The sequence below is a fragment of the Phytobacter massiliensis JC163 genome, assembly GCF_000321045.1.
Classification (GTDB): Bacteria; Pseudomonadota; Gammaproteobacteria; order Enterobacterales; family Enterobacteriaceae; genus Phytobacter_A; species Phytobacter_A massiliensis.
Window position 1 is genome coordinate 462,828 of record NZ_HE578946.1, and the last position, 26,806, is coordinate 489,633.

General features: G+C 57.4%; 26 protein-coding genes. 19 read left to right on the forward strand and 7 right to left on the reverse strand.

Annotation, left to right across the window (positions count from 1 at the left end):
• Positions 1 to 94 precede the first annotated feature (94 nt).
• Positions 95 to 1,357 (forward strand): diaminopimelate decarboxylase, encoded by a 1,263-nt coding sequence (gene lysA / locus ENTHG_RS12640; RefSeq protein WP_044180197.1) that lies wholly within the window; start codon positions 95 to 97, stop codon positions 1,355 to 1,357.
• Positions 1,358 to 1,429: 72 nt separating this feature from the next.
• On the opposite strand, the gene ENTHG_RS12645 is transcribed toward lysA, so the two are convergent.
• Positions 1,430 to 2,458: a LacI family DNA-binding transcriptional regulator gene (locus tag ENTHG_RS12645; protein WP_044180199.1), complete on the reverse strand. Its 1,029-nt coding sequence runs from the start codon at positions 2,456 to 2,458 to the stop codon at positions 1,430 to 1,432.
• Between the two features lie 249 nt (positions 2,459 to 2,707).
• Here ENTHG_RS12645 and ENTHG_RS12650 point away from each other — a divergent pair, with 249 nt between their 5' ends.
• From ENTHG_RS12650 to ENTHG_RS12670, 5 genes are all read left to right on the forward strand, one after another.
• On the forward strand, positions 2,708 to 4,045 hold the full coding sequence (locus tag ENTHG_RS12650; protein ID WP_044180201.1) for a PTS sugar transporter subunit IIC: 1,338 nt from the start codon (positions 2,708 to 2,710) through the stop codon (positions 4,043 to 4,045).
• Positions 4,046 to 4,055: 10 nt separating this feature from the next.
• The gene (locus ENTHG_RS12655) at positions 4,056 to 5,483 is read left to right on the forward strand and encodes a glycoside hydrolase family 1 protein (protein ID WP_044180203.1); all 1,428 of its coding nucleotides are present in this window, start codon (positions 4,056 to 4,058) and stop codon (positions 5,481 to 5,483) included.
• Between the two features lie 9 nt (positions 5,484 to 5,492).
• Positions 5,493 to 5,810, forward strand: coding sequence for a PTS sugar transporter subunit IIB (locus ENTHG_RS12660; RefSeq protein ID WP_044180205.1), 318 nt, complete (start codon positions 5,493 to 5,495; stop codon positions 5,808 to 5,810).
• Between the two features lie 94 nt (positions 5,811 to 5,904).
• On the forward strand, positions 5,905 to 6,678 hold the full coding sequence (locus ENTHG_RS12665; RefSeq protein WP_044180207.1) for a GntR family transcriptional regulator: 774 nt from the start codon (positions 5,905 to 5,907) through the stop codon (positions 6,676 to 6,678).
• Positions 6,675 to 7,124 carry a GNAT family N-acetyltransferase gene (locus ENTHG_RS12670; RefSeq protein ID WP_044180209.1) on the forward strand — a complete coding sequence of 150 codons (450 nt, stop codon included), beginning with the start codon at positions 6,675 to 6,677 and terminating at the stop codon, positions 7,122 to 7,124. Before ENTHG_RS12665 ends, ENTHG_RS12670 begins: the two co-directional genes overlap by 4 nt.
• Here the strand turns inward: ENTHG_RS12670 and galR are convergent.
• Entirely contained in the window at positions 7,121 to 8,128 is a 1,008-nt protein-coding gene (gene galR / locus ENTHG_RS12675; protein WP_044180211.1) for an HTH-type transcriptional regulator GalR, read from the reverse strand. The genes ENTHG_RS12670 and galR overlap by 4 nt on opposite strands.
• Before the next feature lie 184 nt (positions 8,129 to 8,312).
• Here galR and ENTHG_RS12680 point away from each other — a divergent pair, with 184 nt between their 5' ends.
• The 4 genes from ENTHG_RS12680 (at position 8,313) to lplT (ending at position 12,881) form a co-directional block, all read left to right on the forward strand.
• Positions 8,313 to 8,624, forward strand: coding sequence for a type II toxin-antitoxin system HigB family toxin (locus ENTHG_RS12680; RefSeq protein WP_044180213.1), 312 nt, complete (start codon positions 8,313 to 8,315; stop codon positions 8,622 to 8,624).
• Positions 8,621 to 9,043, forward strand: a complete 423-nt coding sequence (locus ENTHG_RS12685; RefSeq protein ID WP_044180215.1) for a helix-turn-helix domain-containing protein — start codon at positions 8,621 to 8,623, stop codon at positions 9,041 to 9,043. Before ENTHG_RS12680 ends, ENTHG_RS12685 begins: the two co-directional genes overlap by 4 nt.
• Before the next feature lie 492 nt (positions 9,044 to 9,535).
• On the forward strand, positions 9,536 to 11,695 hold the full coding sequence (gene aas / locus ENTHG_RS12695) for a bifunctional acyl-ACP--phospholipid O-acyltransferase/long-chain-fatty-acid--ACP ligase (protein WP_044180218.1): 2,160 nt from the start codon (positions 9,536 to 9,538) through the stop codon (positions 11,693 to 11,695).
• Positions 11,688 to 12,881, forward strand: coding sequence for a lysophospholipid transporter LplT (lplT, locus tag ENTHG_RS12700; protein ID WP_044180220.1), 1,194 nt, complete (start codon positions 11,688 to 11,690; stop codon positions 12,879 to 12,881). The genes aas and lplT overlap by 8 nt, the downstream gene beginning before the upstream one ends.
• 33 nt (positions 12,882 to 12,914) lie before the next feature.
• Here lplT and ENTHG_RS12705 read toward each other — a convergent pair whose 3' ends face one another.
• The 5 genes from ENTHG_RS12705 to ENTHG_RS26435 form a co-directional block, all read right to left on the reverse strand.
• Positions 12,915 to 13,955 carry an NADP(H)-dependent aldo-keto reductase gene (locus tag ENTHG_RS12705; protein ID WP_044180223.1) on the reverse strand — a complete coding sequence of 347 codons (1,041 nt, stop codon included), beginning with the start codon at positions 13,953 to 13,955 and terminating at the stop codon, positions 12,915 to 12,917.
• 127 nt (positions 13,956 to 14,082) lie between these two features.
• Positions 14,083 to 14,301, reverse strand: coding sequence for a YgdI/YgdR family lipoprotein (locus ENTHG_RS12710; RefSeq protein WP_044180226.1), 219 nt, complete (start codon positions 14,299 to 14,301; stop codon positions 14,083 to 14,085).
• A 144-nt stretch (positions 14,302 to 14,445) separates the two neighbouring features.
• On the reverse strand, positions 14,446 to 15,159 hold the full coding sequence (locus ENTHG_RS12715) for a TerC family protein (protein ID WP_044180228.1): 714 nt from the start codon (positions 15,157 to 15,159) through the stop codon (positions 14,446 to 14,448).
• A gap of 62 nt (positions 15,160 to 15,221) precedes the next feature.
• Positions 15,222 to 15,917, reverse strand: a complete 696-nt coding sequence (gene mutH, locus ENTHG_RS12720; RefSeq protein WP_044180230.1) for a DNA mismatch repair endonuclease MutH — start codon at positions 15,915 to 15,917, stop codon at positions 15,222 to 15,224.
• Between the two features lie 98 nt (positions 15,918 to 16,015).
• Positions 16,016 to 16,144, reverse strand: coding sequence for a hypothetical protein (locus ENTHG_RS26435; RefSeq protein ID WP_425325301.1), 129 nt, complete (start codon positions 16,142 to 16,144; stop codon positions 16,016 to 16,018).
• Between the two features lie 452 nt (positions 16,145 to 16,596).
• Between ENTHG_RS26435 and rppH the strand changes: the two genes are divergently transcribed.
• The 9 genes from rppH to recC all read left to right on the forward strand — a co-directional run bounded on the left by rppH (position 16,597) and on the right by recC (position 26,707).
• Entirely contained in the window at positions 16,597 to 17,127 is a 531-nt protein-coding gene (gene rppH / locus ENTHG_RS12725; protein WP_044180232.1) for an RNA pyrophosphohydrolase, read from the forward strand.
• Between the two features lie 12 nt (positions 17,128 to 17,139).
• Positions 17,140 to 19,386 carry a phosphoenolpyruvate--protein phosphotransferase gene (gene ptsP, locus ENTHG_RS12730; RefSeq protein ID WP_044180233.1) on the forward strand — a complete coding sequence of 749 codons (2,247 nt, stop codon included), beginning with the start codon at positions 17,140 to 17,142 and terminating at the stop codon, positions 19,384 to 19,386.
• 346 nt (positions 19,387 to 19,732) lie between these two features.
• On the forward strand, positions 19,733 to 20,608 hold the full coding sequence (lgt, locus tag ENTHG_RS12735) for a prolipoprotein diacylglyceryl transferase (protein ID WP_044180235.1): 876 nt from the start codon (positions 19,733 to 19,735) through the stop codon (positions 20,606 to 20,608).
• A gap of 6 nt (positions 20,609 to 20,614) precedes the next feature.
• Complete coding sequence (gene thyA, locus ENTHG_RS12740; RefSeq protein ID WP_044180237.1) at positions 20,615 to 21,409, forward strand: thymidylate synthase; 795 nt, start codon at positions 20,615 to 20,617, stop codon at positions 21,407 to 21,409.
• 183 nt (positions 21,410 to 21,592) lie between these two features.
• Positions 21,593 to 22,057 (forward strand): prepilin peptidase-dependent protein, encoded by a 465-nt coding sequence (locus tag ENTHG_RS12745; RefSeq protein ID WP_044180239.1) that lies wholly within the window; start codon positions 21,593 to 21,595, stop codon positions 22,055 to 22,057.
• Positions 22,051 to 22,614, forward strand: a complete 564-nt coding sequence (locus tag ENTHG_RS12750) for a prepilin peptidase-dependent protein (RefSeq protein ID WP_044180242.1) — start codon at positions 22,051 to 22,053, stop codon at positions 22,612 to 22,614. Before ENTHG_RS12745 ends, ENTHG_RS12750 begins: the two co-directional genes overlap by 7 nt.
• Complete coding sequence (locus ENTHG_RS12755) at positions 22,611 to 23,018, forward strand: DUF2509 family protein (protein WP_044180244.1); 408 nt, start codon at positions 22,611 to 22,613, stop codon at positions 23,016 to 23,018. Before ENTHG_RS12750 ends, ENTHG_RS12755 begins: the two co-directional genes overlap by 4 nt.
• Positions 23,003 to 23,323: a prepilin-type N-terminal cleavage/methylation domain-containing protein gene (locus ENTHG_RS12760; RefSeq protein ID WP_044180246.1), complete on the forward strand. Its 321-nt coding sequence runs from the start codon at positions 23,003 to 23,005 to the stop codon at positions 23,321 to 23,323. The genes ENTHG_RS12755 and ENTHG_RS12760 overlap by 16 nt, the downstream gene beginning before the upstream one ends.
• A gap of 12 nt (positions 23,324 to 23,335) precedes the next feature.
• Positions 23,336 to 26,707 (forward strand): exodeoxyribonuclease V subunit gamma, encoded by a 3,372-nt coding sequence (recC, locus tag ENTHG_RS12765; RefSeq protein ID WP_044180248.1) that lies wholly within the window; start codon positions 23,336 to 23,338, stop codon positions 26,705 to 26,707.
• The last annotated feature ends 99 nt before the right edge of the window (positions 26,708 to 26,806 follow it).

Sequence of the window (26,806 nt, forward strand, 5' to 3'; positions counted from 1 at the left end):
TCCATATCATTTTTGCATAGACTCGTGATAAAACGATATTTTTTATTGCGCTTCGCCTGTGGCGTAATAAAGAAAAAGAGCCACGGAGACCGCTATGCCACGCCCATTGACGCACACAGACACCGACCTGAACGCTGCCAACCTGCTGCGCCTGCCTGCCGAATTCGGCTGCCCGGTGTGGGTTTACGACGCGCAGATTATCCGCCAGCAAATTCGCCGCCTGACGCAGTTCGACGTGATCCGTTTCGCGCAAAAGGCCTGCTCGAATGTTCATATTCTGCGCCTGATGCGCGAGCAGGGGGTTAAGGTGGATTCGGTATCGCTGGGCGAGATCGAGCGGGCGCTGGCGGCGGGCTACGATCCCCAGACTCATCCCCATGATATTGTCTTTACCGCCGATGTGATTGACGACGCCACGCTGGCCCGGGTCAGCGAACTGCGTATTCCGGTAAATGCCGGGTCGGTGGACATGCTCGAACAGTTAGGCGCTGTATCGCCGGGTCATCCGGTATGGCTACGCGTCAACCCCGGTTTTGGTCATGGTCACAGTCAGAAAACCAACACCGGCGGTGAAAACAGCAAGCACGGCATCTGGTACAGCGACCTGCCGGACGCGCTGGCGGTGATTCAGCGTTATCAGCTGCAACTGGTGGGTATTCATATGCATATTGGTTCCGGGGTGGATTATGGCCATCTGGAGCAGGTGTGCGGCGCGATGGTCAGCCAGGTCATGGAGTTTGGTCAGGATTTACAGGCTATTTCAGCGGGCGGCGGCCTGTCGATTCCCTATCATGAAGGGGAAGAGGCGGTAGATACCGACCACTATTACAGCCTGTGGAACGCGGCGCGCCAGCAGATTGCGCAGCATCTCGGCCATCCGGTGCAGCTGGAGATTGAGCCGGGGCGCTTCCTGGTGGCGGAAGCGGGCGTGCTGGTCACGCAGGTTCGCAGCGTTAAACAGATGGGCAGCCGCCATTTCGTACTGGTGGATGCCGGGTTCAACGATCTGATGCGCCCGGCCATGTACGGCAGCTACCATCATATTACGGCGCTTGCCGCCGATGGCCGTGATTTAACCGCCGCGCCGCTTATCGAGACGGTGGTTGCCGGGCCGCTGTGTGAATCAGGAGATGTCTTTACCCAGCAGGAGGGCGGCAAGGTGGAAACCCGCGCGCTGGCAGCGGTTGCGCCGGGGGATTACCTCGTGTTGCATGACATCGGCGCGTACGGCGCGTCGATGTCTTCCAATTACAATAGCCGTCCGCTGCTGCCGGAAGTGCTGTTTGATAACGGCGCGGCGCGGCTGATTCGCCGTCGTCAGACCATCGAAGAGCTGCTGGCGCTGGAGCTGGTATAAGGCTCCTCTGCGGCGTGGTTCTGATCCCCTCGCCCCTTTGGGGAGAGGGTCAGGGTGAGGGGAACATGCGGCTCAGGAGGTTTGTTCCGTTCCAGGAAAAAACGGCCCCGGCGCAACCGACTCGCGCAGCACCAGGGTGCCGGTAAAGGGCGGGATCGCCGCGATCGTCTCTTTATTTGCCAGCCGGATGGCCTGATCGATGGCGGTGGTGATCATGGTGTCGATCGGCAGGTAAACCGTCGATAACCCCGGCTCCAGCCAGCGGGCGCTGGGGGCATCGTCAAAACCAAACAGGGAGATATCCTGTGGAATGCGCAGTCCCGCCTGGTACAACGCTTTTGATGCCCCGAGCGCCATATCATCGTTACAGGCAAAGAGCGCGCTGACCGAAACCCCCTCCTGCAAAAATTCCCGGCACAGTTCATAACCCCGCGTCATGGTGGAATCACCATACTTCACTTTTGCCGGATCCCAGGGAATGCCGTGTTTTTCCAGCGCCTTACGATACCCTATCAGCCGGGCTTTACCGGTCGGGGTGTGGATGGGCACGGTGATGCAGGCAATATCGTGGTGCCCCTGGGTTATCAGATACTCCACCGCCTGGAACGCGGCATCCTGCTGTTCAAAGAAAACGCATTTATCGTGCGCCTGGTGCAACTCGCGGTTTATCACGATAAGCGGCACCGGCGTTTCATCGATCAGGCGAATAATGGCCTTTTCACTCATAAAGCGGGTATAGAGAATAATGGCGTCGCAGCGACGATCCGCCAGCATCTGTACCGCCAGCTCTTCCCGGTCCGGCGCGTCATGGCCGTCGGTTACGATCAGCTGTTTGCCATAGGCTTCGGTCTGCCGGGAAGCCTGCTGCAACAGGCGGCCAAAATAGAATCCGGCGAAAGTAGACACCACCAGGCCAATGCTGTTGCTGGTACGGTTCGCCAATGACTGGGCGAGAAAATTGGGACGGTAACCCAGCTCTTCCATCGCCGCAAAGACGCGTTTGCGGGTGCTCTCTTTTACCTGACCCGTGCCGTTCAGTACCCGTGACACCGTGGCTTTCGACACCCCAGCGCGCAGTGAAACGTCCAGCATTGTCGCCATGATGCGTTCCTGTCTCTGATGAAGTTCGCCATATTACCACACTCAACGGGTGGGCAAGGTGGCAAACCCCCGCGGGTTGTAAGGTGGTATGCCAAATAGGCCAGTAAAAATAAATTTGGAATGCCAGATGGCGTGTTGAGAGGTGAGTCACAGAAGAAATTTGCCGGGGTGGCTATTTTTGGTATGCCAAAAGGTAGTGAGCTGTATACCTGCAATCATAATAAAGCCCCTTTACCGAGGTACCCACCCATGGCTCTACAGGAAAAGCTGATCGACTCGCTGGGCAGTTTCGCGACAAAATTCAACAGCTATCGCTATATCATGGCGATCAAAGCTTCGTTTATTACTCTGATGCCGGTGATCATTGTCGGCGCGTTTTCCGTTCTGATTTCCAATATGGTGCTGGATCCGAAGAACGGTCTGGCCAGCTTCCAGTCGCTGTCGTTCCTCGCGGCGCTTAAGCCCATCACCAGCGCCATTAACTACGCCACCCTGAACTTTCTGAATATCGGCGCGGTATTCCTGATAGGTATTGAGCTTGGGCGCATCAACGGTATCAAAACGCTGTTCCCCGGCCTGCTGGCGGTGATCTGTTTTATCTGCGTCACCCCCACCACCGTCGAGATGCTGGTGGACGGGCAGATGCATGTCGTGAAAGATGTCCTGCTGCGCCAGTTCTCGGACACCCGCAGCCTGTTCCTCGGCATGTTTATCGCCATTTTGTCGGTGGAGATTTACTGCTGGCTGGAAAACCGCGACAGCCTGAAAATCAAAATGCCCGATACGGTGCCGCCTAACGTCTCGGCCTCCTTCTCGGCGCTGATCCCGGCGATCATTACTACCACCGTCATTGCTACCTTCGGCTTCGTTTTCCATCAGTTAACCGGTATGTATCTGTACGACGCCGTTTATCAGGTCGTGCAACAGCCGCTGGAGCGGGTAGTGCAGAGCCTGCCGGGGATCCTGCTGCTAATGTTTGTCGCCCAGCTGTTCTGGGTGATCGGCATCCACGGCAACCAGATGATCAAACCGATCCGTGAGCCGCTGCTGCTGGGGGCGATCACCGTCAATATGTCGGCGTTCGAACAGGGCAAAGAGGTGCCGAACATCATCACCATGCCTTTCTGGGATGTCTACATGAGCATTGGCGGTTCCGGGCTGACCATCGGGCTGCTGATTGCGGTGATGATCGCGACAAAGCGTAAAGAGATGAAAGAGATCGCCAAGCTTTCCATCGGTCCCGGCATCTTTAACATCAACGAGCCGGTGATATTCGGCATGCCGATCATGCTTAATCCGATCCTCGCGATCCCCTTCATTATCACTCCGCTGGTGACCGGCTCGATCGGCTATTTCGCCACGGTTACCGGTTTTGCGGGCAAGGCGGTAGTGATGGTGCCGTGGACCACGCCGCCTCTGGTCAACGCCTGGCTCTCTACCGCCGGTTCAATGGGCGCGGTCGTTACCCAGCTTATCTGTATTGTGACCGCCGTTATCATCTACCTGCCGTTTGTGAAAATCGCTTCACGTCGCGCGGAGCAGGCGCAGCTGCAGGCGGAGTCGGCGACAACCACCAAAAACGCCTAAGGAGCAGGACGTGAGCACAAAAACTCTCCCTATACCGCCCGACTTTATCCTGGGGGCTGCGGCTTCCGCCTGGCAAACCGAGGGCTGGAGCGGCAAAAAAGAGGGACAGGACTCCTGGCCCGACCTCTGGTACAAGCACGATCGTCACGTCTGGCATGACGGCTATGGCCCCGCCGTGGCCACCGATTTTTATCATCGCTTTCGTGAAGATGTTCAGCTAATGAAGCAGGCCGGGCTGACCCACTACCGTACTTCCATTAACTGGTCGCGCTTTCTGACCGACTACGAGCGTGGCGTGGTGGATGAAGAGTATGCCGCTTACTACGACCAGCTGTTTGATGAGATGGCGCAAAACGGCATTGTGCCGATGATCTGCCTTGAGCATTACGAGCTGCCGGGCTATCTGCTGGAAACCTACGGCGGCTGGGCCTCAAAGCATGTGGTGGAGCTTTACCTGCTGTACGCGCAGAGGGTTTTTGAGCGTTTTCATCACAAGGTGACGCGCTGGTTTACCTTCAATGAGCCGATTGTGGTGCAGACCCGCGTCTACCTTGATGCCCTGCGCTGGCCCTACGAGCAGAACACCGGTACGTGGATGCAGTGGAACCACCATAAAAACCTCGCCACCGCTAAAGTGGTGAAGCTGTTTCGTGAAAAAGGCTATACGGGAACGGTAGGCTGTATCCTTAACCCGGAAGTGACGTATCCGCGCTCGCGCGCGCCGCATGACCAGCGCGCCGCGGAAATGTATGACCTGTTTTATAACCGCGTCTTTCTTGACCCGATGGTCAAAGGGGCCTATCCGGCGCAGCTTTTTACCCTGCTGGAAGAGCACCAGGTGGCGTGGGACTACACCGACGAAGAGCTGGCGATTATTCGTGACAACACCGTCGACGAACTGGGCATCAACCTCTATTACCCGCACCGTGTAAAAGCCCCTTCCAGGGCATGGCACCCGCAGACGCCGTTTCACCCGGCTTATTATTACGAGCCGTTCGACCTGCCCGGCAGGCGGATGAACCGGTCCCGCGGCTGGGAAATCGGGCCGTTTATCATTTACGACATGGCGATGCGCCTTAAAAACGAGTACGGCAACATCCCGTGGTTCGTGGCGGAAAGCGGTATGGGCGTGGAGAACGAAGGCCAGTTTCGCAATGGGCAGGGCACCATTGAAGACGACTACCGCATCGCCTTTATCAGCGAACATCTCTACCACACCCTGCGCGCCCGGCAAGACGGCGCCAACTGTCAGGGCTATATGCTGTGGGCTTTTACCGACAACGTCTCGCCGATGAACGCCTTCAAAAACCGCTATGGGCTGGTGGAGATCGATCTGCAACACAACCGCGACCGGCGACCTAAAAAATCACTGGCCTGGTATCGCCGCTTAAGCGACGAGCGTCAGTTAACGCTCATCCTCGACGACGAATGGAAATAAGGAGCCCTGATGAAACGTATCGTATTGTGCTGTTCTGCCGGTATGTCCACCTCGCTGGTGGTGACAAAGATGGAGAAAACCGCCGCGGAACGCGGGCTGGATCTGAAAATATACGCCATCGCCGAGCAGAGCCTGCGCGATGAACTACAAAGCCATAGCGCGGAGATTATCGCCGTGCTGTTAGGGCCGCAGGTGCGCTTTAAGCTGGCGGAGAACAAGAAGCTGACCGACGAGTACAGCATACCTATCGATGTGATCGATTCCGTCGCCTACGGCACGTTAAACGGGGCGAAAGTTCTCGATCAGGCGCTGAATTTGGTAAGATAGCGCCCCCCACGGGCCGGGCCCGTGGTTAGCCATCGTTTTCTGCTTTGCCTCTTTCACCGGGTGAAAGAGGCGGGCATTCGTTACAGGTGATATTGTGGAAAAAGCCGTTGTCCCGCCGGAAAAAAAACAGTACCAGGAGATTGGCGAAGATCTACGCGCGCAAATTATCCTGGGGCACTATCCCGTAGGCTCGCGCCTTCCGCCTGAACGCAATATCGCCGAGAAATATGGCGTCAGCCGCACCATCGTGCGCGAAGCCCTATTAATGCTGGAACTGCAGGGGACGGTGGATATCCGGCAGGGCTCCGGCGTCTATGTGATGCGCATTCCGCAGGAGCATGAAAACGAAGAAGAGCGTTTTTTAAGCAGCGACGTCGGACCGTTTGAAATTCTCCAGGCCCGGCAACTGCTGGAGAGCAACATCGCCGCCTTTGCCGCCAAAATGGCGACGCGGGCCGATATCGATAATCTGCGGCGGATTCTGGAGCAGGAGCAGCGCGCCATCGCCGCGAACGACACCTCTCAGGACAACAGTAAAATGTTCCACCTGGTGCTGGCGGGGGCGTCGCAGAACCAGATGCTGCTGGCGACCGTCGAGAGTATCTGGCACCACATGGACAGCAGCCCGCTGTGGCAGCAGTTTAACGTGCACATCGCCAGCCGGCCTTACCGCTTAAAATGGCTGGGAGACCGCCAGACCCTGCTGGCGGCGCTGCGCCGCCGGGACGTAATGGGGGCGTGGCAGGCGATGTGGCAGCATCTGGAGAATGTCAAAAAGAGCCTGCTGGAGCTTTCCGACGAGGATGCGCCGGACTTTGATGGTTATCTGTTTGAATCGGTGCCTATTTTCCAGGGGAAGCTCATGTGAATATCGTCCCTTTGTACGATGCGCCGCAGTTCGCAGGACAGGTGACCGACTGGCTGTGGCGTGAATTTGGCGATTCGCTGCCGCGGGATTTCTTCGCCAGCATTATTGAACACAGCCAGCGCCCCGGTCAGCTTCCGCTGACGTTTGTGTTAACGGAAGGGGAGCGGCTGCTGGGCACCGTGGGGCTGTGGCGCTGCGATTTAATCAGCCGCCAGGATCTCTTCCCGTGGCTCGCCGCGCTCTATGTCGATGAATCCGCCCGCGGGCGCGGACTGGCGCGCCTGCTGCAACAGCACGTTATCGACACCGCCCGCAGCATGGGCTTTCACGAACTGCACCTCTATTCCGCCTGCCGGGATTTCTACGAGCGCTTTGGCTGGCGCTATATCGGCGACGGGCTCGACTACCCAAACACTTCCGTGCATCTCTACCGTTACGCCCTTTAGTTTTCCTGGGGGGCGATAACGGAATGGCGGCGGACCAGCGTCGGGTTAAACAGGTGGGTAATTTCCGGGGCGGGGCGGTTTTCCGAGAGCGCCAGCGCCAGCTCTGCCGCCTGAGTCGCCATCGTGACGATAGGGTAGCGCACGGTCGTTAACCGCGGGCGAACGTAGCGCGAGATCAGCACATCATCAAAGCCAATGAGCGAGATTTCCCCCGGCACATCGATACCGTTATCGTTAAGTACCCCCATCGCCCCGGCGGCCATTGAGTCGTTATAGCAGGCGACGGCGGTAAAATTCCTGCCCCGGCCAAGCAGTTCGGTCATGGCCTGTTCGCCGCCGCTCTCGTCCGGCTCGGCAAAGGTCACCAGCCGGTCATTACAGGGCAGGCCGTTCTCTTTCAGCGCGTCGTAATAGCCCTGTAGCCTGTCGTCGGCATCTGAAATGTCGTGGTTAGAGCAGAGATAGCCAATCCGCGTATGGCCCTGCTGAATCAGGTGGCGCGTCGCCAGCCACGCGCCGTAGCGGTCGTCCAGCGCCACGCAGCGCGTTTCGAAACCGGGCACGATACGGTTAATCAGCACCATGCCGGGGATCTGCTTCATCAGCGCGGCCAGGTCATCGTCAGGGATCACTTTCGCGTGCACCACCAGCGCGGCGCAGCGGTGGCGGATAAGCTGTTCAATGGCGTTACGCTCTTTCTGCTCGTTGTGGTAACCATTGCCAATGAGCAAAAAGTTACCGGTGGCGGAAGCCACCTGCTCGACGGCTTTCACCATCGCGCCGAAAAAAGGGTCTGAGACATCCCCTACCACCAGCCCCACCGTTTCGGTGGACTGCTGCGCCAGCGCGCGGGCATTGGCGTTAGGGTGATAATTGAGACTTTCCATTGCGCTGTTCACCGCCAGGCGGGAGGCTTCACTGGCTTTCGGCGAATCGTTGATTACGCGGGAGACCGTGGCGACGGAAACGCCTGCCAGCCGGGCTACATCTTTTATGGTCGCCATAGCGTACCTTCTGGGTAAACGTTTACACTGCCTTTAATGTTACGGAAAAGCGTGGGGTAATCAAGGAGAGGGGGAGCAGACTTTCTGAGGGATTAAACGGCAGGTCACAAAAATAGTTTACATATTGTAAACAATGAAATGCAGTGCTATGGTGTCCACATAATGTGAATACATGGAGCGTATGATGCATGTTATTTCCAAAGAGCCCTTTGACGAAGCTGCGAAGCGGTATCCTAACGATTCATTTGCCATACGGGCGCTGTACCGCTTAATGCGTGAGACTGATTTTTCATCGCCTGCAGAGATGAGAGCATTGATACCGAGCCTGGATAACTTCAAATACCGGAACAAATGGTGGGTGCTGGACGTAGGAGGCAACAATCTACGGGTTATTGCCTATATCAATTTTACGAATAAGCGCTTTTATGTAAAACACATCACTTCCCACGCTGAATACGACAAGTTGACCCGCTATTACAGGGAAAATAGAGAATGAATGCCGATACAACTAAAGCCCTTGAAGCCACAAAGCAACTCGTAGCCGCGGTCCCTTTTCTTGGGGGGAGTTCCTCCGAGCGTGATTATCATGACGCGCTGGCTTTGGTGGACTATCTCATAGAACACGATGACGAAAATCCGCTGATTGACCTGTTGGCGAGTAAAATTGCTGACTATGAAGATAACAGCGGCCGTTTCGCTGAGTTCGATGCAGCCATCGCTGAAATACCGGTTGGCGTTGCGCTGTTGCGTACTCTGATAGATCAGCACAAGTTGACCTATGCCGATCTTAAAGATGAAATCGGGTCTAAATCACTGGTGAGCCAAATCCTCTCCGGGCAGCGTTCTCTGACAATTTCTCATATTAAGGCGCTTTCAACGCGCTTCGGAGTAAAGCCCGAATGGTTTCTTAATTAGCGGATGGCGCGACGCCAAAATATATCGGCAATCATACACTTTGCATCTTTGCTTACACTTTGCGAAAGGCTGTTGCCATTGTCCGCTAGTGAAGCGTTCGCCGTCATTGCTACTCTGGCTGTCCCAGAGGTATTGATAGGTGAACTCAACCTACAGGTTGATCATTTCATTACACCAACCTGCGCAGATGCGCAGGTTTTTTTTGCCTTAAAGTCAATGTGTAACAGTAAGAACGATTAGACACACCTCGTTGCACTTAGGCTCATTCCTTTGCGTTTTCCCGGTGGCGACAGGCAGCGGCAGTTGCCACAATCAGGATCCCAGAGGTATTGATAGGTGAATATTTCAGTACGCATTTCGTACTCATTTCTTGCACCAGCCTGCGCGGATGCGCAGGTTTTTTTCGTCTGCATTTCGCGCCCGCCACACTTCTCGTGTAATCTGCCACAATTCACGCATAACCTGTCGAATTGACTGACAAAAGGAGTTGAAATGCTATTTGGCTTTTTCCGTGGCCTTTTTCGCGTGCTTTTTCGGGTTAATGTTACCGGCGATACCCGGGCACTGCACGGTGAGCGAGTTCTTATCACCCCGAACCATGTCTCGTTTATCGACGGCATTCTGCTGGCGCTATTCCTGCCGGTTCGCCCGGTGTTCGCGGTCTACAGCTCCATTAGTCAGCAGTGGTATATGCGCTGGCTTAAACCGCTTATCGATTTTGTGCCGCTGGACCCGACCAAACCGATGTCGATTAAACATCTGGTGCGGCTGGTTGGCGAAGGCCGCCCGGTGGTCATCTTCCCGGAGGGGCGTATCTCTGTCTCCGGCTCGCTGATGAAAATCTACGACGGCGCAGGCTTTGTCGCGGCAAAATCCGGCGCGACGGTGGTGCCGTTACGCATCGATGGCGCAGAGCTCACCTTTTTCAGCCGCCTGAAAGGGCTGGTGAAACGCCGCCTGTTCCCGCGTATCACCCTGCATATCTTACCCCCCACGCAGCTGCCGATGCCCGACGCCCCGCGCGCCCGCGACCGTCGTAAAATCGCCGGCGAAATGCTCCATCAGATAATGATGGAAGCGCGCATGGCCGTGCGCCCGCGGGAAACGCTGTTTGACGCCCTGCTGGCGGCTCAGTACCGCTACGGCGCGGGGAAACCCTGCGTTGAGGACATCAACTTCACCCCTGACTCTTACCGCAAGCTGTTGACCAAAAGCTTATTCGTCGCGCGCATTCTGGAAAAGTACACTGCGCCCGGTGAAAAGATTGGCCTGATGCTGCCCAACGCGGGCATCAGCGCGGCGGTGATTTTCGGCGCTATCGCCCGTGGGCGCGTTCCGGCGTTAATGAACTACACCGCAGGCGTGAAGGGGCTGAGCAGCGCCATTACCGCCGCCGAACTGAAAACGGTGTTCACCTCCCGCACCTTTATGGACAAAGGCAAGCTCTGGCATCTGCCGGAGCAGCTTACCCAGGTGCGCTGGGTCTATCTTGAAGATCTCAAAGGCGACGTGACGCTGGAAGATAAGCTGTGGATCTTTAGCCGGGTGCTGATGCCGCGGCTGGCGCAGGTGGCGCAAAAGCCGGAGGACCCGGCGATTATCCTCTTTACCTCAGGGTCGGAGGGCAACCCGAAAGGGGTGGTGCACAGCCATAAGAGCATCCTGGCGAACGTCGAGCAGATCCGCACTATCGCTGATTTCACCGCCAATGACCGATTCATGTCGGCGCTGCCGCTGTTTCACTCCTTCGGCCTGACGGTTGGGCTATTTACCCCGTTGCTGACCGGCGCGCAGGTTTTCCTCTACCCCAGTCCGCTGCACTACCGCATCGTGCCTGAGCTGGTGTATGACCGTAACTGCACCGTGCTGTTCGGCACCTCGACCTTCCTCGGTAACTATGCGCGTTTCGCCAACCCGTACGATTTTTACCGCCTGCGCTACGTGGTGGCGGGGGCGGAGAAACTGCAGGAGAGCACCCGCCAGCTCTGGCAGGATAAGTTTGGCCTGCGCATTCTGGAAGGCTATGGCGTGACGGAGTGCGCCCCGGTGGTCTCGATCAACGTGCCGATGGCGGCGAAACCGGGCACCGTAGGGCGGATTTTACCGGGTATGGACGCGCGGCTGATGGCGGTGCCCGGCATTGAAGACGGCGGGCGGCTGCAGCTAAAAGGGCCGAATATCATGAACGGCTATCTGCGCGTCGAGCGTCCAGGCGTGCTGGAAGCGCCCGCTGCGGAAAACGCCCAGGGCGAGCTGGAGCCGGGCTGGTATGACACCGGCGATATCGTGCGCTTTGACGAGCAGGGCTTCGTGCAGATTCAGGGCCGCGCCAAACGCTTCGCCAAAATCGCCGGCGAGATGATCTCGCTGGAGATGGTGGAACAGCTGGCGACGGCGGTGTCGCCAGAGAAGATGCACGCGACCGCGATTAAATCCGACCCGAGCAAAGGCGAAGCGCTGGTGCTGTTCACCACCGATCAGGAGCTGACGCGGGAAAAACTGCAGCAGCAGGCCCGTTCGCAGGGCGTACCGGAACTGGCGGTGCCGCGCGATATTCGTTTCCTGAAACAGCTGCCGCTGCTTGGCAGCGGGAAGCCGGATTTTGTGACCTTAAAAAGTATGGTGGATGAAGGGGAAAACCAGCATGCATGAGTCAGCACCCACTAACATTCCGCTCTGGTCGAAAGGGATGAAGGCGGTAATTGCCGCCCAATTTCTCTCCGCCTTTGGCGATAACGCGCTGCTGTTCGCCACCCTGGCTCTGCTAAAAGCGGAGTTCTATCCCGACTGGAGCCAGCCTATCCTACAGATGGTGTTTGTGGGCGCTTACATCGTTTTTGCGCCGTTTGTCGGCCAGATAGCGGACAGCTTCCCGAAAGGGCGCGTGATGATGATGGCCAACGGGCTTAAGCTGGTGGGTGCCGCCAGCATCTGCTTTGGCGTCAACCCGTTCGTCGGCTATACGCTGGTTGGCGTTGGCGCGGCGGCCTATTCGCCAGCCAAATACGGCATTCTCGGCGAACTGACCACCGGCGATAAGCTGGTAAAAGCCAACGGATTGATGGAGTCCTCCACTATTGCCGCCATTTTGCTTGGCTCAATGGCGGGCGGCATTCTGGCGGACTGGCATGTGCTGGCATCGCTGGGCGTCTGTGCGCTGGCCTATGCCGGGGCGGTGGCGGCCAACCTGCTTATTCCACGGCTGGCGGCGGCAAGGCCGGGGCAGTCCTGGCGCTTTACGCCGATGACCCGCAGCTTCTTTAACGCCTGTTCCGTGCTCTGGCATAACGGCGAAACCCGCTTTTCACTGGTGGGCACCAGCCTGTTCTGGGGGGCGGGCGTCACGCTGCGCTTCCTGCTGGTGCTGTGGGTGCCGGTGGCGCTGGGCATTACCGACAACGCGACCCCCACCTATCTTAACGCCATGGTTGCCGTGGGGATCGTTGTCGGCGCGGGGCTGGCCGCAAAACTGGTGACGCTGGAAACCGTGGCGCGCTGCATGCCTGCCGGCATCCTGATTGGCGTCGGGGTGGTTTTCTTTTCGTTACAACATGCATTGCTGCCAGCGTACGGACTGCTGCTGCTGATTGGCGTGCTGGGCGGCTTTTTTGTCGTGCCGCTGAACGCGCTGTTGCAGGAACGCGGAAAACGCTCCGTCGGCGCGGGCAACGCTATTGCGGTGCAGAACCTTGGCGAGAACACCGCCATGTTGCTGATGCTGGGGCTCTATTCGCTGGCGGTGAAGGTAGGCGTGCCGGTGGTGGGCGTTGGGGTTGGCTTTGGCGCGCTGTTCGCGCTGGCGATTGCCGCCCTCTGGATCTGGCAACGCCGTCGCTAACTATGCCGGGCGGAGTTAACGCCCGGCCATCGCTTACGGTGCCGGGTAGGTGTAGACCTGATGCACCGCTTCAATCTCTGCAAGCACCTCCTGGCTTAATGTCAGATGCAGGCTCTCCACGTTGCTTTTCAGCTGTTCTAAGGTCGTCGCGCCCAGCAGGGTGCTGGCGACGAACGGCTGTTGGCGGACAAACGCCAGCGCCATCTGCGCCGGGTCAAGGTTATGCCGCTTAGCGATATCCACATAAGCCGCTACCGCCTTTTGCGCCTGCTCGCCGCTGTAACGGGTAAAGCGGCTGAACAGCGTATTGCGCGCCCCTTCTGGCTTCGCGCCGTTGAGGTATTTGCCGGTTAACGTGCCAAACGCAAGGCACGAGTAGGCCAGCAGCTCAACGCCCTCGTACTGGCTTACTTCCGCCAGGCCCACTTCAAAGCTACGGTTAAGCAGGCTGTAGGGATTCTGAATGGTCACAATCCGCGGCAGGTCGTGCTTTTCCGCCAGATGCAGATAGCGCATAACGCCGAACGCGGTCTCGTTGGAGACGCCGATATAGCGAATTTTCCCCGCGCGCTGGCATTCGGTGAGCGCTTCCAGCGTCTCCAGCAGGGTGATGACCGGCGCAGAGTCTGCCCAGCTGTAGCCCAGCTTGCCGAAACAGTTGGTGGCGCGCTGCGGCCAGTGGACCTGGTAGAGGTCGAGATAATCGGTTTGCAGTCGTTTCAGGCTGGCATCCAGCGCGAGACGGATATTTTTACGATCCAGTGCCTGGTTTGGGCGAATGGCGTTATCGTTGTTACGCGACGGGCCGCTGACCTTCGAGGCGACCACCAGCTTTTCGCGGTTGCCGCGTTTCGCCAGCCAGTTGCCAACGTAGGTTTCCGTTAGCCCTTGCGTTTCCGGGCGTGGCGGAACGGGGTACATCTCTGCGACATCAATCAGGTTAATGCCCTGACTTATCGCGTAATCAAGCTGTGCGTGGGCGTCGGCTTCGCTGTTCTGTTCACCAAACGTCATTGTGCCCAGCCCCAGAGTGCTGATTTCGAGAGAACTGTGGGGGATACGGTGATAATGCATAGCCGGCTTCCTTATGGTGAGACTGTCATCAGGCTGACAAAGGAATACCAACATGGCAGAGGGAAAAGAAAAGGGGAAGAGGGAAAGGGCAAAAAGGTCAGCAGGTTACTGACCTTTTTAAGATTTTTTAGCGCTCAAGAATTTGTGAAACGTCATCGCGGTTGATCTGCATCTCGTTGCCCTGCTGATCGCGATAGCTGACCAGACCGGTTTCATCATCAATTTCAGGTTTGCCATCGGTAAGAATCATCCTGCCGTCTTTTGTCGCCATTACGTAATCGCTGCTACATCCGGAAACTGCAAAAGCTAATCCTACTGCGGAGATAATAACCGCCCATTTTTTCATCGTGCTCTCCTCGCCTGGTCCGTATCTCAGAATAGTCTAGTAATAACCGGATGTTGCGATTCAAAAAAGGGGGAAATTCTTAAAGTGTGGAGCCGCGCAGAATGAAAAACCATGAACAGCTTCCCCTTGCGGGGAAGCGTAGTCTTAAAGCGGGTTTTTCTTATTACGCATCAGGTTGAGGGTTTCAACGGCGATAGAGAAGAACATGGCGAAATAGATGTAACCCTTCGGCACATGAATCGCGACGCTTTCCAGAATTAGCGTGAACCCGACCAGGATCAGGAAAGAGAGCGCGAGCATTTTGACCGACGGATGGCGGCTCACAAAATCGCCGATGGGCCGGGCGGCAAACATCATCACCCCCACCGAAATCACCACCGCCGCCATCATGATAAACAGGTGATCGGAGAGGCCGACGGCGGTAATCACCGAGTCGAGGCTGAAAATAATGTCCAGCAGCATAATCTGCACAATGGCGCCCAGGAACGAGTGCACATTGGTTTTTAGCCCTTCCTCTTCGCCTTCTATGGTTTCGTGGATCTCCTTACTCGCTTTCCAGATAAGGAACACGCCGCCGAAAAAGAGAATCAAATCGCGGGCGGAGACGGCATGCTCCAGCACCGAAAACAGCGGAGTGGTAAGTTTAGTAATCCATGAAATAGAGGCCAGCAGCAGCAGACGCATCACCATCGCGGCGGCCAGGCCCAGCCGTCTTGCGTGCGGGCGCTGGGCTGTCGGGAGTTTTGCCACCACCAGTGAAAGGAAAATAATATTGTCGATCCCCAGCACAATCTCCAGCAGCGTCAGCGTGCCAAGCGCAAGCCATGCGTTGGGGTCGGTAATCCATGCAAATAACATTTCTAAAGTCCTGCCAAAAAAGAAACGCTAATTATAAGCACCCGCAAGTCGCAGGTAAAAACTTAATCCTGATGAATAAGGAAATGTCTGGCCAGCAGCGCGCCGGTGAAATTCTTCTTAAGGTAAAAGCCTCGTGGCAGCGTGAGGATCGGCTCCCCGCTTGCGCCGACCGCTTCGGTAAGAGCTTTACTGTTGGCCGCTTTCGGGCGCAGCTGCAAAACCTCCCCGTGCCGCGCCGTAATACGCTCAACCTGACCCAGGACGATAAGATCCATCAGTTCTTCCCAGTCCATGCGAAGCTGATGTTCCTCCTCTTCGCTGGGGCTCCAGAGCAGCGGAGAACCGACCCGACGCTCGCCGACCGGGATCTCGCGGGACCCCTCAATCGGAACCCACAGCACCCGGCGTAGCTTATGCCGGACGTGGCTGGTTTCCCAGGTTACGCCGCTATTGCCGGTAAGCGGCGCGACGCAGACAAAGGTGGTCTCCAGCGGGCGGCCCGCGCTGTCGATAGGGATGGTTTTCAGCTCTACCCCCAGCGCGGCAAAATCCTGTTCAGGCTTGCTGCCCGCGCTGGCCCCCAGCCACAGTTCCAGCAGTACCCCCGTCCAGCCTTTATCCCGTTTGAGATCCCGCGGCGTCGCCAGCCCGGCGAGCTGCGCAAGTTCGCCCAGCGTATACCCTGCAAGGCGCTGCGCCTGGGCCAGCAGTTCGCTTTCGGATTGTGGGGAAGTGGTCAACGGAAGAAGAGGCGACATGAAAAAAACCTTTGGTTAAAAAATGAACAGTAGTTATCCACGCAAAAAAAGTACGCGTCACTTTCGGTATTAAGCATTAAACCCTATGAAAAATAAAATTATTTTCCGACGGATTTCACGTGTTGCGCAACAAGCGGCAACGTTGTCCCGATCTGGTCACTGACAATAAACAGGATCTTACACCATGTTATCCACAGAAAAATGGGATAACTGGGTAAAAGTGGCACTACTGTTTCGATTTACAGCCTTGACGTGCGATGAAAATCGAAATTTTGCACAAAATACGGCTAACTCTGGGGCATAATCTGTGGATAAAAACAACGTTGTGCGATCTTTCATCAGTAGAAGGATCGCTATAGTGACGATCATCACATTTTTCACCGCCGCAGCCTGAATTATAGGCGTAAGTTAATGATAAATAATTTCTTATTTTAGCAGCGGTATAATGGCTTATTCAGATTACTCTGGGTTTTCCCACGTTAAACTGCGGGTTCTTCACAACTCTATCCACAGAAAACGTGAATAAAACGCCGCGAAGCCCAGGGTGCTTGTTTATAACTTCAAGGATAATTGTGGGTTACTTAAACGTTATTCGTTTGTATCGCTGCAATTGAGTGGTTTACCGTTTTCCACGAGTGTGAAACAATCGATTAATTCAGGTTTATTTTGAGGTAGTCCGGTGATTGATGACGATGGCTACCGCCCAAATGTGGGAATCGTAATCTGTAATCGACAGGGCCAGGTCATGTGGGCCAGACGCTTCGGGCAGCATTCATGGCAGTTCCCCCAGGGGGGAATCAATCCGGGCGAATCTCCTGAGCAGGCTATGTACCGGGAACTGTTCGAAGAAGTAGGTTTAAACCGTAAAGATGTGCGGATCCTTGCTTCTACCCGCAACTGGTTGCGTTACAAGTTACCGAAACGTTTGGTGCGTTGGGATACAAAGCCGGTCTGTATCGGCCAGAAACAGAAGTGGTTTCTTCTGCAGTTGGTCAGCAGCGATGCTGATATCAATATGCAAACCAGTAGTACGCCGGAGTTTGATGGCTGGCGTTGGGTTAGCTACTGGTATCCTGTTCGTCAGGTAGTGTCGTTTAAGCGCGACGTCTACCGGCGGGTGATGAAAGAGTTTGCAGGGGCCGTCATGGCGCTTTCGGAAATGCCGCCGAAACCGCAGAGCGCACCTGCCTGGCGACGTAAAAGAGGTTAAGCCACGCACATTATGCTCACCCGACTGCGAGAAATCGTTGAGAAAGTCGCCAGCGCGCCGCGGCTCAATGAGGCGCTGGAAATACTGGTCACCGATATCTGCCAGGCGATGGACACCGAAGTGTGCTCCGTCTACCTGGCCGATCACGACCGGCGCTGTTATTACCTGATGGCGACGCGCGGTTTGAAAAAGCCGCGCGGGCGCACGGTAACCCTCGCATTCGATCAAGGTATCGTCGGCCTCGTAGGCAGGCTGGCGGAACCCATTAACCTCGCCGACGCGCAAAAGCACCCCAGCTTTAAATTTATTCCCGCCGTTAAAGAAGAGCGCTTCCGCGCGTTTCTTGGCGTGCCCATTATTCAGCGCCGCCAGCTTTTAGGCGTGCTGGTGGTGCAACAGCGCGAGCTGCGCCAGTACGACGAAAGCGAGGAGTCCTTCCTCGTCACCCTTGCCACCCAAATGGCGGCCATTCTTTCCCAGTCGCAGCTTACCGCGCTGTTCGGCCAGTATCGTCAGACGCGTATTCGCGCGCTGCCAGCAGCGCCTGGCGTTGCCATTGCCGAAGGCTGGATGGATGAGACCCTGCCGTTGATGGAGCAGGTGTATGAAGCCTCCACCCTTAATGCTTCCCTTGAGCGCGAACGGTTAACCCACGCGCTGGAAGAGGCGGCGGGGGAATTTCGCCGCTACAGCAAACGTTTTTCCGCCGGGGCGCAAAAAGAGACGGCGGCTATCTTCGATCTCTATTCGCACCTCCTTTCCGATGCACGTTTACGCCGTGATCTGTTTGCCGAGGTGGATAAAGGGCTGGTGGCGGAGTGGGCGGTTAAGACCGTTATTGAACGCTTTGCCGAACAGTTCGCTTCGCTTAATGATGGCTACCTGAAAGAGCGTGCCGGGGATCTGCGCTCGCTGGGGCAACGGCTGCTGTTCCATCTTGATGATAATCTCCAGGGGCCAAACTCCTGGCCCGAACGGTTTGTGCTGGTGGCGGACGAACTGTCAGCCACCACGCTCGCGGAGCTGCCTCATGACCGGCTGGCGGGTGTTGTGGTGCGCGATGGCGCGGCTAACTCCCATGCGGCGATCATGGTGCGCGCGCTGGGTATCCCGACAGTGATGGGGGCCGATATTCAGCCTTCGGTACTGCACCGGCGCACGCTGGTGGTGGATGGCTACCGGGGCGAACTGTTGGTTGACCCGGAGCCGGTGCTGCAGCAGGAGTATCAGCGCCTTATCAGCGAAGAGAATGAATTAACCCGGCTTGCGGAAGATGACGTCAACCTTGCCGCGCAGCTGAAAAGCGGCGAGCGCATCAAGGTAATGCTCAACGCGGGCCTGAGCCCGGCCCATGAAGAGAAGCTGGGCAGCCGTATCGACGGCATCGGCCTGTACCGCACTGAAATTCCCTTTATGCTGCAAAACGGCTTTCCCTCTGAGGAAGAGCAGGTGGCGCAGTATCAGGGAATGCTGCAAATGTTCAACGATAAGCCGGTGACGCTGCGAACGCTGGATATCGGCGCCGATAAGCAGCTCCCCTATATGCCTATCAGCGAAGAGAACCCCTGCCTGGGCTGGCGGGGAATTCGTATCACCCTCGACCAGCCGGAGATCTTTCTCGTTCAGGTACGTGCCATGCTGCGCGCTAATGCCGCCACCGGTAACCTGAGCATTCTGTTGCCGATGATCACCAGTCTTGATGAGGTGGATGAGGCAAAGCGGCTTATCGAGCGCGCCGGGCGGGAAGTGGAAGAGATGATCGGTTACGCCATTCCCAAACCGCGAATCGGCGTGATGATTGAGGTGCCGTCGATGGTATTTATGCTGTCGCACCTGGCAAGCCGGGTCGATTTTATTTCCATCGGCACCAATGACCTGACGCAGTATATTCTGGCGGTGGATCGCAACAACACCCGCGTGGCGAATATGTATGACAGCCTGCATCCAGGGGTGCTGCGGGCGCTGGCGATGATAGCGAGAGAAGCGGAACACGCGGGCATCGACCTCTGCCTGTGCGGTGAAATGGCGGGCGACCCGATGTGCGTCGCGGTGCTGATTGGCCTGGGCTTTAGCCATCTGTCGATGAACGGCCGCTCGGTGGCGCGCATAAAATACCTGCTGCGTCGTCTGGATTACGAAGAGGCGAAGAGCCTGGCGAGTCGCATGCTGGATGCGCAGCTCGCAACCGAAGTGCGCCATCAGGTGGCGGCGTTTATGGAGCGCCGGGGCCTCGGCGGGCTGATTCGCGGCGGGCTGTAGGCCCGCTGAGGTTGTTGACAAACCCGGGAGTGATGAAAATGCGGCGCAATGACGGTAGCCCGGATAAGGCGTTTTCGCCGCATCCGGGAGTCCCGGGTGCGCTGTGCTTACCCGGGCTACGCCGTTCCATGAATTCCGGTTGGCTTTGTCAGTAGTCTGGGCATGCTTTTTTTACGCGCCGGGAGGCCCCTGGCGCATGGAATGCTCATACATATCTTTTACAACTTCGCCGCATCATGCTTACGCCTCTTATGCTATGATTCGCGTCCTGGAGCGCCTGGGCCAACGGGCGTGCGTCTATACCGCTGTCCACTTTCGGCGGAATAACAACAAGTTGTGGTGACAGATGAATAGTGGCTATCTGCGTTTCCCGGAATTTGATCCGGTGATTTTTTCCATTGGACCGGTCTCCCTTCACTGGTACGGTTTGATGTATCTCGTGGGGTTTGTTTTTGCCATGTGGCTCGCCACGCGCCGCGCGGGACGCCCTGGCAGCGGCTGGACAAAAAATGAAGTCGAGAACTTGCTCTATGCGGGCTTTCTTGGCGTCTTCCTGGGCGGGCGCATCGGCTATGTCCTGTTTTACAACCTCCCCATTTTCCTTGACGACCCGCTCTATCTGTTCCGCGTCTGGGACGGCGGCATGTCTTTCCACGGCGGGCTGATTGGCGTTATCGTCGTGATGATTATTTTCGCCAGACGCACTAAGCGCCACTTCTTCCAGGTCGCTGATTTTATTGCGCCGCTGATCCCCTTCGGGCTTGGCGCGGGCCGTCTGGGCAACTTTATCAATGGTGAACTGTGGGGCCGCGTCGACCCGAACTTCCCGCTGGCGATGCTCTTTCCTGGCTCCCGCGCTGAAGATATCGCGCTGCTGCCCTCCCACCCGGAATGGCAGTCGGTTTTCGACACCTACGGGGTGCTGCCGCGCCATATGTCGCAGCTGTACGAGCTGGCGCTGGAAGGCGTGGTGCTGTTTATTATTCTCAACCTGTATATCCGCAAACCCCGCCCGATGGGGGCCGTCTCCGGCCTGTTCCTGATTGGCTACGGTGCGTTTCGTATCATCGTGGAGTTCTTCCGCCAGCCAGACGCGCAGTTTACCGGCACCTGGGTGCAGTACATCAGCATGGGGCAGATCCTCTCTATTCCGATGATCGTCGCGGGTATCATCATGATGGTCTGGGCGTACCGTCATCGTGCGCCGCAACACGTTTCCTGAGGAACCATGAAACAGTATTTAGAACTGATGCAAAAGGTGCTCGACGAGGGCACCCCGAAAAATGACCGTACAGGGACAGGCACGCTCTCTATTTTTGGTCATCAGATGCGCTTTAACCTGCAGGACGGGTTTCCGCTGGTCACCACTAAACGTTGCCACCTGCGCTCTATCATTCATGAGCTGCTGTGGTTTTTGCAGGGCGATACCAACATCGCTTACCTGCACGAAAACAACGTCTCCATCTGGGACGAGTGGGCCGATGAGCAGGGCGATCTCGGGCCGGTTTACGGCAAACAGTGGCGCGCATGGCCAACGCCGGATGGCCGCCATATCGACCAGATCAGCACCGTGCTGCACCAGCTGAAAAACGACCCTGACTCCCGGCGCATTATCGTCTCTGCCTGGAACGTGGGCGAGCTGGATAAGATGGCGCTGGCGCCGTGCCACGCCTTCTTCCAGTTCTACGTGGCGGACGGGAAGCTCTCCTGCCAGCTTTACCAGCGCTCCTGCGATGTCTTTCTGGGTCTGCCGTTCAATATCGCCAGCTATGCGTTGCTGGTGCATATGATGGCCCAGCAGTGCGATCTGGAGCCGGGCGACTTCGTCTGGACGGGCGGCGACACGCATCTCTACAGTAACCACCTGAAGCAGACGCGTCTGCAGCTGAGCCGCGAGCCTCGTGCGCTGCCGGTACTGAAGATCAAACGTAAGCCCGCGTCCCTGTTCGACTACCGCTTCGACGACTTCGAAATTGAAGGCTACGATCCGCATCCGGGTATCAAAGCGCCGGTCGCTATCTGACCGCACTCAGCCTCTCATAACCAGCGCCGTCGGGCGCTGGTTTTTTTAACCTTATGCCTGTTCTTCGGCGCGCTTTCCATACCCTTTGCAAACGTCTGCAAACGACAAATTATCCTGCGTAACGTCTCGTAAAACCTCTGATTAACGCTCGCCACGGCAAAGCACTGTCGGCAGACTGCCGCCATGAACAGAGAAAAGGGATTTACCCTCATTGAAACAATGGTCGCGGTGGCGCTGATTGTGGTGCTCAGCAGCATGGGCCTGGCGGGCTGGCGAAGCTGGCAGGCACAGCAGCGGCTGTGGCAAACGGCGCTGCAGGTGCGCCATTTCCTTGAGACGCTGCGCGACGATGCAAACTGGCACAGCCGTGAACGGATGGTGCTGGCTGGCCGGAGCGCGCATTCATGGTGCCTGTATACCCCGGAACAGGTGGGTGACTGCAACGCGGATTCGCCCTATACGCTCTACCCGCTGTGGCCGGAGGTGCGGCTGGTAGAAGTCACGCCGTCGCTCGGTTTTTACGGCCTGCGCAACACCGCCTGGGGCGGACATGTTCGGGTGGCGAATGAGGCAGGAGAGTGGCGAGTGGTGGTCTCCGGCTGGGGAAGAATACGCATGTGTCAGCAGGGGGCGGATGAATCATGTTAAACATGCAGCGCGGTTTTTCCCTGCTGGAGACGCTGCTGGCGATGGCTATCGGCAGCGTCATTTTACTGGCCGCCGCCCGTTTTCTGCCTGCGCTGCAGCTGGCCGTGCTGCGGCAAACGCATATCCAGACGCTGGAAGACGAGCTGTGGCAGCGCCTCTTCACGGTGGCGCGCCATCTGCAGCGAGCAGGCTACTGCCATGGCGTTTGCGCGGGGCAGCCCGTGGTCATTGGCCGCGAAGGCCGGTGCGTCATTGTACAGTGGGATGCCAACAGCAACGGGCGCTGGGAGACCACTCCCGCCAGCGATGCCGATCGGACCGGCTTCCGGCTGCAAAATGGCGTGCTGGAAACGCTGCGCGGTGCAGCCTCCTGCGAAGGCAAAGGGTGGGACAAAATGACCGATCCGAACACGGTAGAAATTGACCATTTTCAGGTGGCAAGGCAGGAGCACGCCGGGCTGGCGCCGGTGTTTAACGTCAGTCTCGCCGGGCGCGTCAAAGGGGGAGCATCACCGCGTATCGCCGCTGAATTTAGCGTCTCAGGGTTCAATTTATGAATCGCCAGCGCGGCATGTCTTCTCTGGCGCTGGTACTGTTGATTCTGCTGCTTGGCAGCCTGCTGCTGAATGGCCTTAACCAGCAGCTGGCGACCCATATCCGGCGGGTGTCCGCCGAAAGCCGAAGCCTGCGTCAGTATGCTGATGCGCAGTCGGCGATGGCATGGGCGCAACGGCGCACATGGAATGCAGAACAGGCCATGCAGTGCCAGCAGCATGCCAGCAAACCCTGGCGCGCCTGCCTGCGGATTTTAGAGGGGCAGCGGGTGGTACTTACCGCGGGCAGCGGCGAACAACGCCTGTGGCGTAGCGGAGAGATAGTGAACAACACGGTGGTACTTTTCCCCCATGGCTGGAGCGACTTTTGTCCACGAAAGGAGAGGGAGCTATGTCAGCTACCGTGAAGCAAAGCGGTTTTAGCCTGCCGGAAGTGCTGGTAGCGATGGTGCTGCTGGTGATGGTGGTTACCGCGCTGGGCGGGTATCATCGTGCGCTGGCTGGCGGCTTTGCCAGCTGGAGCCAGTACCGCGCCCTGTGGCGGCACGCCTGGCAGCAGGCGCAAATCGCCCCCCCGCCATTGCCGCCAGGCTGGCAGGTACAGAAGAGGCAGACAAGCGTTGAGAGATGTGTCAGCATCAGCGCTAGTATCATTTCGCCGTCAGGCAGAGAGGGGCAAATAACACGTCTTTTTTGCCCGCAAGACCGGTAGTCAGGAGCACACATGTTAAGGGTTTATCACTCCAATCAGCTGGATGTCCTGGAAGCGTTGATGGAGTACATCGTTGAACAAGATCCCCTCGACGATCCCTTTGAGCCAGAGGTCGTGCTGGTGCAGAGCACCGGCATGGCGCAATGGCTGCAAATGACGCTGGCGAACAAATTCGGCATTGCGGCCAACATCGCTTTTCCTCTTCCGGCGAGCTTCATCTGGGATATGTTTGTCCGTGTCCTGCCCGGCATTCCCAAAGAGAGCGCGTTCAGCAAGCAGAGCATGAGCTGGAAACTAATGACGCTGCTGCCCGGCATGCTGGAGGAAGACGACTTCGCCATGCTCCGTCACTATCTCAGCGATGATGACGACAAGCGTAAGCTCTTTCAGCTCTGCGCGCGAATTGCGGATCTCTACGATCAGTATCTGGTCTACCGCCCGCAGTGGCTTACCCGCTGGGAAGCCGGGGAGCGGGTGGACGGGCTGGACGATGCGCAAACCTGGCAGGCGCCGCTATGGCGGGCGCTGGTGGAGCATACGGAACAGCTTGGGCAGCCGCACTGGCACCGTGCCAATCTCTACCAGCGTTTTATCGATACGCTGAATAATGCCAAAAGCCCCCCGGCGGGGCTGCCGTCGCGCGTGTTTATTTGCGGTATTTCCGCGCTGCCGCCGGTCTATCTACAGGCGCTGCAGGCGCTCGGCAGGCATATTGATGTACACCTGCTGTTTACCAACCCCTGCCGCTATTACTGGGGCGATATCAAAGACCCCGCCTTTCTGGCGAGGCTGCTGACCCGCCAGCGGCGGCACCATAGCGATCAGCGCACCTTTCCGCTGTTTCGTGACGCAAGCAGCGCCGAAGGGCTGTTTAACAGCGAAGGGGAGCAGGAGATCGGCAACCCGCTGCTGGCCTCGTGGGGCAAGCTGGGGCGCGATTATGTCCATCTGCTGGCGGGCCTGGAGAGCTACCAGGATCTGGACGCCTTTGTCGATATCACGCCGGGAAAACTGCTGCATAACCTGCAATACGACATGCTGGAGCTACAAAACAGCGCGGTTGCGGGGGTTAACGCCGAAGAGTACGCCCGGAGCGACAAAAAACGGCGGCTCGATCCGACCGATCGCAGCGTGACGGTGCATATCTGCCATAGCCCGCAGCGCGAGGTGGAGGTGCTTCATGACAGTCTGCTGGCGATGCTGGAGGCCAACCCGGATCTGACGCCGCGGGATATCGTGGTGATGGTGGCGGATATCGACAGCTACAGCCCCTATATACAGTCGGTGTTCGGCAGCGCCGCAGGCGAACGCTACCTGCCGTTTGCCATATCCGACCGCCGCGCCCGCCAGGCGCACCCGGCTCTGCAGGCCTTTATCAGCCTGCTGTCGCTGCCCGACAGCCGCTTTGTCTCGGAAGATGTGCTGGCGCTGCTGGACGTGCCGGTGCTGGCAGCCCGTTTTAACATTACCGAAGAGGGGCTGCGCTACCTGCGCCAGTGGGTGAATGAGTCCGGCATCCGCTGGGGGATGGACGACGATAACGTGCGCGAACTTGAACTGCCCACGACCGGGCAGCATACCTGGCAATTCGGCTTAACGCGCATGCTGCTGGGCTATGCGATGGAGAGCCGACAGGGGGAGTGGCAGTCTGTTCTACCTTATGATGAGTCGAGCGGGCTGATTGCTGAATTAGTCGGCCATCTCGCCTCTTTGCTGATGCAGCTAAACACCTGGCGGCGCGGGCTTATGCAGGAGAGGCCGCTGGAAGAGTGGCTGCCGGTATGCCGGGACATGCTCAACGATTTCTTCCTGCCGGACCAGGAGACCGAAGCGGCGCTGGCGCTGATCGAACAGCAGTGGCAGGCGATCATCGCCGAAGGGATCGACGCCGCCTGGCGCGAGGCGATACCGCTCTCTATTTTGCGCGATGAACTGGCCCAGCGCCTCGATCAGGAGCGCATCAGCCAGCGTTTTCTTGCCGGGCCGGTCAACATCTGCACCCTGATGCCCATGCGCTCTATTCCTTTTAAGGTGGTCTGCCTGCTGGGAATGAACGACGGCGTTTACCCGCGTACTCTTGCGCCGCTGGGCTTTGACCTGATGAGCAGCCAGGCACAGCGCGGCGACCGCAGCCGCCGCGACGATGACCGCTATCTGTTCCTGGAGGCGCTGCTTTCCGCCCAGCAGCAGCTTTATATCAGCTACATCGGCCGTTCAATCCAGGACAACAGCGAACGTTTTCCTTCGGTGCTGGTGCAGGAGCTGTTGGATTATATCGGCCAGAGTCACTTTTTACCGGGGGATGAAGCGTTAAACTGCGACGAAAGCGAGCAGCGCGTTAAGGCGCATATCTCTTATCTGCATCCGCGCATGCCTTTTGACGCCGCCAACTTTGAACAGGGAGAGTGGCAGAGCTATGCCGATGACTGGCTGCCTGCGGCCAGTCAGAAAGGGGTTGCCCATCCTGAGTTTATTCAGCAGCTTCCACCGCAGAAGATAGAGACTCTGACCGTCGATCAGCTACTGCGCTTCTGGAAACACCCGGTGCAGGCCTTTTTCCAGATGCGTTTGCAGGTCAATTTCAGGCCGGAAGAGAGCGACATTCCCGATGCCGAACCGTTTATTCTGGAAGGGCTGAGCCGTTACCAGCTTAACCAGGAACTGCTGAACGCGCTGGTGGAGCAGGAGGACGCGCAAAAGCTCTACCGGCGCTATCGCGCGGCGGGGGCGCTGCCTTACGGCGCATTTGGCGAAATCATTTGGGAGGCGCAGCAGCTTGAAATGCAGGCGCTGGCCGACCGCGTGATACCTCAGCGCCAGCCCGGCACCAGCATGGAGATAGACCTCGACTGCGCGGGTGTGCACCTTACCGGCTGGCTGAGTCATGTTCAGCCTGATGGCCTGCTGCGCTGGCGGCCAACGAAGCTTAGCGTAAGCCAGGGGCTGCAACTTTGGCTGGAACACCTTGTCTACTGTGCGAGCGGCGGAACTGGCGAGAGCCGGCTGTTTGTGCGTAAAGATGGCGAATGGCGTTTTGGGCCGTTAGCGCCAGACGAGGCGCTACGCCATTTATCGTTGATGATCGACGGTTACCGCGAAGGGATGGCGAAACCGTTGCTGTTGCTACCAGAAAGCGGTGGCGCGTGGATAAAAGCCTGTTACGACGCGGCAAATGATGTCATGTTAACGGACGAAGAGACGCTGCAAAAAGCGCAGGCTAAATTTCTGCAAGCGTATGAAGGCGGCATGATGTCGCGCGGTGAAGGGGAAGATGTCTGGTATCAGCGCCTCTGGCGGGTACTGACACCTGAACACTATGCGCAGATAACGGCGCTTTCTGAGCGCTATCTGTTGCCGCTTTATCGTTTTAATCAGCCCGGTTGAGTGCCTGAAATTTGCGCGCATAATAACCATCCTTTACTATGCGCGACTCGTCACGGACTGATAAAACCACCCGTTCGGCTGGTGCCGACGTACGTCTTA

Excerpts from the sequence above, each read along its gene's own strand:
- ptsP (WP_044180233.1), top strand. The coding sequence starts at position 17,140 with ATGCTCACCCGACTGCGAGAAATCGTTGAGAAAGTCGCCAGCGCGCCG.
- recC (WP_044180248.1), top strand. The coding sequence starts at position 23,336 with ATGTTAAGGGTTTATCACTCCAATCAGCTGGATGTCCTGGAAGCGTTG.
- ENTHG_RS12650 (WP_044180201.1), top strand. The coding sequence starts at position 2,708 with ATGGCTCTACAGGAAAAGCTGATCGACTCGCTGGGCAGTTTCGCGACA.
- ENTHG_RS12660 (WP_044180205.1), top strand. The coding sequence starts at position 5,493 with ATGAAACGTATCGTATTGTGCTGTTCTGCCGGTATGTCCACCTCGCTG.
- ENTHG_RS12705 (WP_044180223.1), bottom strand. The coding sequence starts at position 13,955 with ATGCATTATCACCGTATCCCCCACAGTTCTCTCGAAATCAGCACTCTG.
- ENTHG_RS12745 (WP_044180239.1), top strand. The coding sequence starts at position 21,593 with ATGAACAGAGAAAAGGGATTTACCCTCATTGAAACAATGGTCGCGGTG.
- lplT (WP_044180220.1), top strand. The coding sequence starts at position 11,688 with ATGCATGAGTCAGCACCCACTAACATTCCGCTCTGGTCGAAAGGGATG.
- thyA (WP_044180237.1), top strand. The coding sequence starts at position 20,615 with ATGAAACAGTATTTAGAACTGATGCAAAAGGTGCTCGACGAGGGCACC.
- ENTHG_RS12645 (WP_044180199.1), bottom strand. The coding sequence starts at position 2,458 with ATGGCGACAATGCTGGACGTTTCACTGCGCGCTGGGGTGTCGAAAGCC.
- galR (WP_044180211.1), bottom strand. The coding sequence starts at position 8,128 with ATGGCGACCATAAAAGATGTAGCCCGGCTGGCAGGCGTTTCCGTCGCC.
- aas (WP_044180218.1), top strand. The coding sequence starts at position 9,536 with ATGCTATTTGGCTTTTTCCGTGGCCTTTTTCGCGTGCTTTTTCGGGTT.
- lysA (WP_044180197.1), top strand. The coding sequence starts at position 95 with ATGCCACGCCCATTGACGCACACAGACACCGACCTGAACGCTGCCAAC.
- mutH (WP_044180230.1), bottom strand. The coding sequence starts at position 15,917 with ATGTCGCCTCTTCTTCCGTTGACCACTTCCCCACAATCCGAAAGCGAA.
- ENTHG_RS12750 (WP_044180242.1), top strand. The coding sequence starts at position 22,051 with ATGTTAAACATGCAGCGCGGTTTTTCCCTGCTGGAGACGCTGCTGGCG.
- ENTHG_RS12685 (WP_044180215.1), top strand. The coding sequence starts at position 8,621 with ATGAATGCCGATACAACTAAAGCCCTTGAAGCCACAAAGCAACTCGTA.
- ENTHG_RS12760 (WP_044180246.1), top strand. The coding sequence starts at position 23,003 with ATGTCAGCTACCGTGAAGCAAAGCGGTTTTAGCCTGCCGGAAGTGCTG.
- ENTHG_RS12715 (WP_044180228.1), bottom strand. The coding sequence starts at position 15,159 with ATGTTATTTGCATGGATTACCGACCCCAACGCATGGCTTGCGCTTGGC.
- ENTHG_RS12710 (WP_044180226.1), bottom strand. The coding sequence starts at position 14,301 with ATGAAAAAATGGGCGGTTATTATCTCCGCAGTAGGATTAGCTTTTGCA.
- ENTHG_RS12680 (WP_044180213.1), top strand. The coding sequence starts at position 8,313 with ATGCATGTTATTTCCAAAGAGCCCTTTGACGAAGCTGCGAAGCGGTAT.
- ENTHG_RS12755 (WP_044180244.1), top strand. The coding sequence starts at position 22,611 with ATGAATCGCCAGCGCGGCATGTCTTCTCTGGCGCTGGTACTGTTGATT.
- lgt (WP_044180235.1), top strand. The coding sequence starts at position 19,733 with ATGAATAGTGGCTATCTGCGTTTCCCGGAATTTGATCCGGTGATTTTT.